The sequence below is a fragment of the Intestinibacter sp. genome (assembly GCF_051866655.1).
GTDB lineage: Bacteria > Bacillota > Clostridia > Peptostreptococcales > Peptostreptococcaceae > Intestinibacter.
This window is the reverse complement of the sequence record NZ_JBJDXL010000054.1, coordinates 1-7,510: the sequence shown is the minus strand read 5'-3', so window position 1 is coordinate 7,510 and position 7,510 is coordinate 1. Positions and strand designations below refer to the sequence as shown.

Here is a 7,510-nt window from a genome sequence, read left to right as displayed (position 1 = left end):
TTTGAAAACGCTCATAAACTTAGGATGTACATTTGTCATTATAAAGAAAAGCACAGTTCCTAAAAATATTATCGCCCCTAAAAATACTAATGCTAAAGTTCTATTTATTAAAACAGACATAATCATAGCAAATATCAGCATAAGTGGCGCTCTTACACACATTCTCAAAATCATCTGATATGCATTTTGCACATTTGTTATATCGGTAGTAAGTCTTGTAACTAGACCTGCAGTTGAAAATTTGTCGATATTTTGAAATGAAAAATCTTGAATATTTTCAAACATAGCACTTCTCAAATTTCTAGCATAACCGGCAGAAGCATTTGCTCCATATTTAGCGGCTAAAGCTCCACAAGCAAGTGATAACATAGATATAACTAGCATAAGTACACCGACCTTTGCAATATATCCCATATCCCTATTGTTTATACCATTATCAATAATTGCAGCCATTAATATCGGTATAACTACTTCACAAATGGCTTCAAGTACTATAAATAACGGTGTCAATATAGAAGCTCTTTTGAATTCCCCTATATACGACGCTAATTTTCGTATCATTATTAATACCTCCTCAATACATAAATAAATTTATTTTTGCATAATAAGTAGAGATTTCTCTACATTATTTAATATACGTCTTTATTTTAAATTATTTAAAACTTTATTTAGTAACAAAGCTAACTCTTCTTTTTCTTCGTCAGAAAAGCCTTTGACAATAGAATTTTCTAATTCCGTAAGATGCACATGAGTTTCTTCTAGTACAACTTTGCTTTTATCCGTCATTTTTATAATTTTAGATCTTTTATCATTTAAATTAGTTTCTCTAGTTATTAAATTTTTATCCTCTAGCCTATTTAAAATCCCTGTAATTGTAGGATTTTTCAATCTTAAACCTGCCTCTAAATCCCTCTGTGTAATTCTAGAACCCTCGTTATGCTTTAAATAAACAAGTACATCCATTTGAGACTGTGTTAAATTATAGCCTTGTAAATGTTTATTACATCGAGATTCAAAAGCTATATGTATTTGTTTAAATACAGAACTTAGCATGAATTTCATCCCCTTTAAATATATAGCTTGCTATATATTTTACTGATTTTTATTTTTTGTGTCAATACCTACCCTAAATTTTTATTTGTATTAAATTGTTAGAAATGCTAAAATAAGCTAATAATAAATTTATAGTTTGGAGTGATTTTTTGAAAATAGCATTAGTTGCACCAATAGTTATTATGGATAAAGCCAGAGAAGTAGTTAAAGAATTCAATGATATTGAATTAATTGAACTCCTATACAACGATTATAAGGAAAGTGCAGATATGATTAAAAGTATACCTAAGGATTACGATGCTCTATTATTCGGAGGTTTAAGTGCGTATTCTTATTCCAAACAGTATTTAAAGGTCGACTGCTTGTGGGATCATTTTCCAAGACATATTTCATCTTTTACAAATGCGCTTTTAAGTGCATCATTATTGAACTACGATATAAAAAATATAAGCTGCGATACTTTTTCTTATGAATTAATCAAAGAAGCTTATACCGATTTATCGTTTGATTTCGATAATATAAATGTATCTTTAATAAAAGATGAACCTCTTCATATAAATGATGAGATTGGAAAAACTAGATATAATCAAGAGGTTTTTAACTTTCATAAAAAAAATTACTTAAAAGACGATAGAACCTGTATTATAACAGCACTTCATACAGTCGATAAAATGCTTAAAAAAGATGGAATTCACTGCTTTACTGCATATCCTTCTCGCGCTGTAATAAGAGAGAGTTTATCTAAGCTATATTTAAAATACGAGGCTAAGCAAAATCAAAAGAGCAAAATAGTTATACTTTCAATCGAAATCGATTTGCCGAGTGAGTACTCTGTCATTAGCAAGGACGAATACCACTATATACACGAAAAAATGTCTGTCTTAGAAATGATTTATAAATTTGCTCAAGACATAAAGGCAGCAGTTGTGGAAGCTTCTTCCAATACATATTTACTTTTTTCTACAAAAAATATATTGGAACTAGAAACAGATAATTTTAAAAATATTTCTCTATTAAATGAAATAGATGAGCATTCTCTGCACACAGTATCAATTGGAATAGGCTATGGTTCAACAGCACAGGATGCAAAGTATAACGCAAACTCTGGCATGATTAAGGCAAAACAACACAATAAAAATACAGCTTATATAGTGTACGAAAACAATAAAATAGAAGGACCTATAATGCCTAACGAAATAGATAAATCCTCAGACGACAATTTAATAGATAAAAAGCTATCTTCAATTTCTCAAACCTCTGGCGTAAGTATAAACACAGTTTTTTCTCTTTACAATGTCGTCACTAAATACAAAAAAAATCACTTTACTTCTAAAGAATTAGCAGAGGCATGTAATCTGTCTATTAGAAGTATTAACCGTATTGTAAGTAAATTAGAATTAAGTGGATACTGCAAGGTAGTCGGTAAAAAAATAGTAAATGATACTGGCAGACCGAGCAGAATTATTCAATTTGATTTTTAAGCTAATATATAAATCTATACAAAAAAGGTATATAGGATAATTCGCTTATCCCATATACCTTTTTAAAATTTATTTTTTAAAGGAAAAATTTATTAGATACATTATGCTATACCTATGACAACACCTATCATAAGTGCTATCATTATTATCACTGACCACATAATAAACAGTGGTAGTATCCATTTTAACCATTTTTCATATTTTACACCTGCTAATGCTATACAAGCCATCATTGTTCCATTTGTAGGGAATATACAGTTTGATAATCCATCACCAAATTGATATGCGCAAACTGCTAATTGTCTAGTTACGCCTACTAAGTCTGCAAGTGGAGCCATTATTGGCATTACAACTACTGCTTGTCCTGAACCTGATGATACGAAGAAGTTAACAAGTACATTGGCTACATACATAAGTGGTGCTGATATATATGCTGGGAAGTTTTGTAAGAATAATGCAAATGCATGTGTTATAGTATGTAATATACTTCCTTCTGATAATAATATAGATATTGCTGCTGCACATCCCATTAACATAGCTGAGAAACACATTTCCTTACAACCGTCTACGAAAGATTTAACTATTTGATCTCCGTTTAATCCTCCTACTATTCCTCCAGATACTCCTACTATAAAGAATATAGCTGCCATATAATCCATACCCCAACCGTATTTAACAGCTCCGTATGAATATATACCAAATCCTACTAACATTATTAACATTATTATTCCATGTCTAGTTTCGAATTTAGTTATTTCGTCTTCTTTTACTTCCATTATTTCATAGTCACCATAAACTAAACTCTTAGTTGGATCTTCTGATACTTTTTTAGCGTAACGCATAGTGTATAATGCTGTCACTGCAAATACTATTGCCCATATTACAAATCTATATCCAAATCCTGATAAAACTGGTAATTCAGCTATAGCTTGAGCTGTTTGTAATGTAGGTCCACATAATTGTGTTGTAGAAAATCCTTGATAAGCTGCTACGAAAGTAACTGCTACTGCACATATTGGGTCTAATTTTAATCTGTTTGCAAGTAGTATTCCTATTGGAATAAATGCTACAACTGGATTTATTAAAACACCTGCATCACCTAATAAAGACATTACTAGCATCAATATTGGTATAGTTATTAATACTTTATTTCCTAACTTATCAATTAATAATGATATAAAGCCATCTACTGCCTTTGTATCGATTATTATTTTAAAGTATCCTCCTAATAAGAATAGGAAAAATATAATTGCTTGGTTCTTTTGAAGCCCTGCATAAAATGCAGTAAAGAATTGCCATAAGCTTATACCTTGTTGTTCAACATATGTAAATGAATTTGGATCTAATACTGTTGTTCCTGATGCTGTTGTTATTTCAGCATACTTACCTGCTGGAACTATATAAGTTAGTATTGATACAAAGATCATAATTCCTATAACTATAATATAGGCATTTGGGACTTTAAATCCCTTTTTCTTTTCGACGTTTAAATTTTTCTTATTTGCTTCCAAGATAATACCCCCTTTTAATTTTCTGAAATATCTAAAATTTTAATATATAAATTAATTTAATTTAATATATAATAACATGGATATTACTTTCTACACATAAATATTAATTTTTATTTAAAAATTTTATCGTAATTATAGATTAAAATATAATTAATTCTATAATTACGATAAATCAATTACATTTTTGTCTATTTATTATTTTTCAAATTTAGCTATATTTAATATTGCTGTTGCGTATAATTTTGCTCTTTCATACATAGTGTCTACTATTGCATATTCACGCATAGTATGGTTCCATTCACCTACAACACCACAAGAGCATAATGTTGGAACACCTGCTATAGTTAAGTAGCTTGCATCTGAAGCTCCTCCAACTGTTCTGTATCCGAATTCTCTAAATCCAAATTCTTCAGCAGTATCTTTTATGAAATGATATAATCTCATAGTATCTTCAGTTGTTTCATAAGGCATCATTTTGCTTATATATCTAACTTCACAAGAAGTTTGATCTATAACTTGGTTCTTAGCTATAGCTTCTATTTTAGCTTTTATTTCATCTAATTGAGAAACCTTATTAAATCTTATGTCTATATCTATAGTACATTTTGATGGTATAGCATTTGCACTATGTCCACCGTTTATTAAAGTAGTAGAGCAAGATATTCCAGCTTCTAAATCAGTTATTTTTTGAACGTCGATTATTTTATAAGCCATTTCAGCTATTGCATTTCTTCCTGATGCAAAGTCATTACCAGCATGAGAAGATATTCCTGTAACTTCAAGTTGTACACCTAATCTACCTCTTCTACCAACACATATAGCATTGTCTATTAGACCTGTTTCCATATTAAATGCACAAAGCCCACCTTTAGCTTCAGCCATTAGTATTTCTGGAGCATTTGATCCTATATGGTTAGCTTCTTCATCACCTGCAAATATTACTTTTATAGGTCTTTCAGTATATCCTATAGCATTTAAAGCTTTTATTACATAAAGAGCTATTACTATACCACCCTTCATATCAAGAACACCTATACCTTCAGCTTTTCCATCGACGACTTTAAATGGTCTTTTTGCTAGAGTCCCTATTTCTAAAGCTGTATCCATATGTCCTGAGAATATGATTGGTTTTCCAGGTCTATCTTTACCTAATATTCCTGATAAACAATATCCATTAGGTTCTGCTGGTATTAATTTGCAGCAAAGACCTTCAGCTTCAAATAATTCTTTAAATTTTATAGCTACTTTATTTACATCTTCTTTTGAATAACCATAGCTTTCTATATTTACTACTTCTCCTAAAGTTTCTACCATTGCGTCTTTTTGACTATCGATATAATCATAAACTTGTTTTAATAATTTTTCCATTTAACTCTTCCCCCTATAATTTTCTATCTAATTTTTATTATTTAGATGCATATGCATTTTTTAATACTTTTCCACATAATACATCTAATTGTTCTCCATCCTTAAATGCAATATTTCCATTTACTAAAACTGTATCTATACCATCTGGATATTGCTTTGGATTTTTATATGTGGCTTTATCTATTATAGTATTTTCGTCGAAAATAACTATATCTGCATAATAACCTTCTTTTAACAATCCCCTATCTTTAAGTCCTAATCTCTTAGCTGGATTTGAAGTTAATTTTCTCACTGCCTTTTCTATAGAGAATAGTCCTTTTTCTCTTGAATAATGTCCTAAAACTATACTTTGTGTACCAAATGCTCTTGGATGAGTGCTGCTCTTTGATAATAGACCTATATGAGATAAGCTCATACTGTCTGAACCAACAGATACATCATCTTTAGATAATATCTGGATAACATCTTCTTCATCCATACCTTCAACTACCATTTGGATTCTTCCATTTTCTTTTATAAGAATTTCAAATATAGTTGTGTATATATCGTCTATGCCAAGCTCTTTGCTTATTTCTTCTAAAGTTTTACCTTCCATCCAAGAATCTTCATCTTTGACAACAGATGCAATCATTATTCCTGGAACAGATTTAACTATACTTGCAAAGTTTTGCCATCCTGGTAGACCATTTTCTATATCGTGAATTATTCTTTCTCTGTTTTCTGGAAGCTTAATTCTCTCTATCATCTTGTCTACTCCACCTTCAAATGCCCATGGTGGCATCAAAGCTGATAATGAAGTCATTCCAGAATTGTATGGATATACATCAAAAGTCACGTCTAAACCTTCAGCTCTAGCCTTTTCTATTTTGTCGAATAACATATCAGTCTTTCCAAAATTAGGCTTACCTGATAATTTTAAGTGTGATATTTCAAGTGATGCTCCTGATTGTCTGCAGACATCTATAGCTTCATCCATTGCTTTTTCAATATCATCACCTTCATTTCTCATGTGAGTTGCATAAAATCCACCGTATTTTTTAGTGATTTTATTTAGCTCTATAAGCTCTTTTTGTGATGTAAATTCACCTGGCAAATATACAAGACCTGAAGTCAATCCCAATGCTCCACATTTAAAGCATTCTTCAGTTAAATCAATCATATTTTGAAGCTCTTCATCTGTCGGATCTTCTTTTGAAAATCCCATTTCATGAATTCTTATCGCTCCTTGCGCTAGAAGCGGTGCTACATTTACTGCTGGTGGATTTTCCTCCATGTATTTAATGTAGCTTGCGTAAGTATCCCAAGGTAATTCAAGCTTTACTGGCATACTTCCAACTATTCTTGTTCCTAGATAATCTAGTAATAATTGTCTATTTTCTTCTTTTACTGGTGCCACTCCTATACCACAGTTTCCTACGACATCTGTTGTTACACCAGTATGTATTCTACTTCTGGCATATCTATCATATACTAGAGACATATCAGAATGTGTGTGTATATCTATAAATCCTGGTGATACTACTTTTTCATTTGCATCTATAGTAGTTTTGGCTTCTTTGTTTGATAAATCGCCTATTTCTACTATTTTTTCTCCTACTATTCCTATATCACCTTTGTATGCTGGTTCTCCTGAACCATCTACTATTTTTCCATTAATTATTTTTAAGTCAAACATAGCGGACTCCTATAAATCATTAATTTCATATTATTTACTTGCAGAAGAGTTTTTTAAGAATCTTCCTGGTAATACATCTAATTGTTCACCATCTTTAAATGCAACTACTCCATTTACAAGTACTGTATCTATTCCAACTGGATATTGTTTTGGATCTTTGTATGTAGCCATATCTTTTATAGTTTCTGGATTAAATATTACTATATCTGCGAAGTTTCCTTCTTTTATTAATCCTCTATCTTCTAATTTTAATATCTTGGCTATATTGTAAGTTAATTTCTTAACTCCTTCTTCAAGTGAGAAGCATTTCTTTTCTCTTACAAATTCACCTAAAACCTTAGCTTGTGTACCAAATGCTCTTGGGTGGGTACTTGTTTTAGCTAATAATCCTTCTGTTGCTAAACTCATTGAGTCAGATCCTA

Annotated in this window: 7 protein-coding genes; 1 reads left to right on the top strand and 6 read right to left on the bottom strand. The window is 30.7% G+C overall.

Going from position 1 to position 7,510, the window contains the following annotated elements:
* Together ACI3VO_RS01600 and ACI3VO_RS01595 are read right to left on the bottom strand one after the other, a co-directional pair.
* Positions 1–561: ABC transporter permease (locus ACI3VO_RS01600; protein ID WP_439756228.1), on the bottom strand; the 561-nt coding region annotated here is incomplete at its 3' end.
* 81 nt (positions 562–642) lie between these two features.
* The gene (locus tag ACI3VO_RS01595) at positions 643–1,053 is read right to left on the bottom strand and encodes a MarR family winged helix-turn-helix transcriptional regulator (RefSeq protein ID WP_439756227.1); all 411 of its coding nucleotides are present in this window, start codon (positions 1,051–1,053) and stop codon (positions 643–645) included.
* 149 nt (positions 1,054–1,202) lie between these two features.
* Between ACI3VO_RS01595 and ACI3VO_RS01590 the strand changes: the two genes are divergently transcribed.
* Positions 1,203–2,534: a hypothetical protein gene (locus ACI3VO_RS01590; RefSeq protein ID WP_439756226.1), complete on the top strand. Its 1,332-nt coding sequence runs from the start codon at positions 1,203–1,205 to the stop codon at positions 2,532–2,534.
* Positions 2,535–2,635: 101 nt separating this feature from the next.
* Here the strand turns inward: ACI3VO_RS01590 and ACI3VO_RS01585 are convergent, their stop codons facing one another.
* The 4 genes from ACI3VO_RS01585 to ACI3VO_RS01570 form a co-directional block, all read right to left on the bottom strand.
* A complete protein-coding gene (locus ACI3VO_RS01585) occupies positions 2,636–4,045 on the bottom strand; it encodes a YfcC family protein (protein WP_439756225.1) in 1,410 nt (469 codons plus the stop codon).
* Positions 4,046–4,240: 195 nt separating this feature from the next.
* The gene (locus tag ACI3VO_RS01580) at positions 4,241–5,413 is read right to left on the bottom strand and encodes a M20 family metallopeptidase (protein WP_439756224.1); all 1,173 of its coding nucleotides are present in this window, start codon (positions 5,411–5,413) and stop codon (positions 4,241–4,243) included.
* Positions 5,414–5,450: 37 nt separating this feature from the next.
* Positions 5,451–7,088 (bottom strand): N-acyl-D-amino-acid deacylase family protein, encoded by a 1,638-nt coding sequence (locus tag ACI3VO_RS01575; protein ID WP_439756223.1) that lies wholly within the window; start codon positions 7,086–7,088, stop codon positions 5,451–5,453.
* Between the two features lie 30 nt (positions 7,089–7,118).
* A partial coding sequence (locus ACI3VO_RS01570; protein WP_439756222.1) for an amidohydrolase family protein occupies positions 7,119–7,510 on the bottom strand: 392 nt, incomplete at its 5' end.